Here is a 1,596-nt window from a genome sequence, read left to right on the forward strand (position 1 = left end):
AGCTTGTTCTTTTTCTTTCGGCCTCGAACGGTGACTCGTACTGGGTCGCTCACCTGGGGGTTCGCCGGACGTGGGGGCGGCCTTCGTCTGATCATGTGCTCCGACCAAGGTGCACGTGACCGCGACGAAGGCCGTGAGGATGAGTCTGCTGCCTGATGCTGTCCGCAGGGAGGCGTTTGCGGAAGCGTCACGCTTCCGGGGCGAGTTCTATGAGTGTCTGAGCGCTCGGCGCGACGAGTTGTTCGAACTGTCCGACGCCGTGTTGTGTGCGGACGGTGCGGTGAAGTCCCCGGTGGATCTGACGTTGCTGCCGGAGCATCGTCGTGGGCACGGAGCGATGTACGGAGGTCTGAATCACGGCCGGATCGACGTCGGCCGGCTGCGTACCGTGCTGGCCGGCCTGTCGCTGCCGCGGTTCGAGGGCGGGCGCCTGGTGCTGGCGGTGGATGTGTCGCCGTGGCTGCGTTCGGACGCGCCGTGCTCGGCGGACCGTCTGTTCTGCCACGTCTACGGACGGGCGAAGACGGCCTCGCAGTTCATTCCGGGCTGGCCGTACTCCTTCGTGGCCGTGCTGGAGCCGGGGGCCACGTCCTGGACCGCGATCCTGGACGCGGTCCGGCTCGGGCCCGCGGACGACGCGACCGCGGTCACCGCCGCCCAGCTGCGAGGAGTGGTCGAACGGCTCATCGCCGCAGGCCAGTGGCAGGCCGGAGACCCGGCCATCGTGATCGTCAGCGACGCCGGCTACGACGTCACCCGTCTGGCGTGGGTCCTGCGCGACCTGCCGGTCGAGCTGGTCGGCCGGGTCCGCTCCGACCGCGTGATGCGTCTGCCGAAACCACCCAGGACGCACGGTGTCAACGGTCGGCCGCCCAAGCACGGTCCGGAGTTCCGCTTCACCAAGCCGGAGACCTGGCCCGAGCCCGCGATCACCACGGTCACCGACACCGCCCACTACGGCAAGGCCGTCACCCAGGCGTGGGACCGGGTCCACCCCCGGCTCACCCACCGCTCCTCATGGCTCGACCACGATGGTGAATTACCGCTGGTCGAGGGGACGCTGATGCGGTTGAAGGTGGAGCACCTGCCGAAGGAGCGGGATGCTCCGCCGGTGTGGTTGTGGTCCTCGAAGACCGGTGCCACCCCGGACGACGTGGACCGCTTCTGGCAGGCGTTCCTCCGCCGCTTCGACCTGGAGCACACCTTCCGCTTCGTCAAGCAGACCCTGGGCTGGACCACCCCGAAACTCCGCACTCCCGAAGCGGCGGACCGCTGGACCTGGATTCTGATCGTCGCCCACACTCAGCTCCGGCTCGCCCGGCCCCTCGCCGAAGACCTCCGTCGACCCTGGGAGAAACCGACCGCCTCCACCCGGCTCACCCCGGCCCGGGTCCGCCGGGGGTTCAGGAACATCCGCGCTCACCTCGCCTGCCCGGCCCGTGTTCCCCAACCCCGAGGAGTCGGCCCCGGACGGCCACCCGGCGCCAAGAACAAACACCGGGCACCCCGCTATGACGTCGGGAAAACCGTCAAACGCCCCGAGACCCTCAAGGCCATCGGCAAGCCCGGAAGATCTTGGTAGATAAAGAACAAGCT

The 1,596-nt window shown here is 68.5% G+C and carries 1 protein-coding gene; it reads left to right on the forward strand.

Annotated features, from left to right (window positions below; genetic code table 11):
* Window positions 1–139 precede the first annotated feature (139 nt).
* A complete protein-coding gene (locus tag ACZ60Q_RS35985) occupies window positions 140–1,582 on the forward strand; it encodes an NF041680 family putative transposase (protein ID WP_469641833.1) in 1,443 nt (480 codons plus the stop codon).
* Window positions 1,583–1,596: the final 14 nt, after the last annotated feature.

The sequence above is a fragment of the Streptomyces sp. NPDC104313 genome, assembly GCF_055583985.1.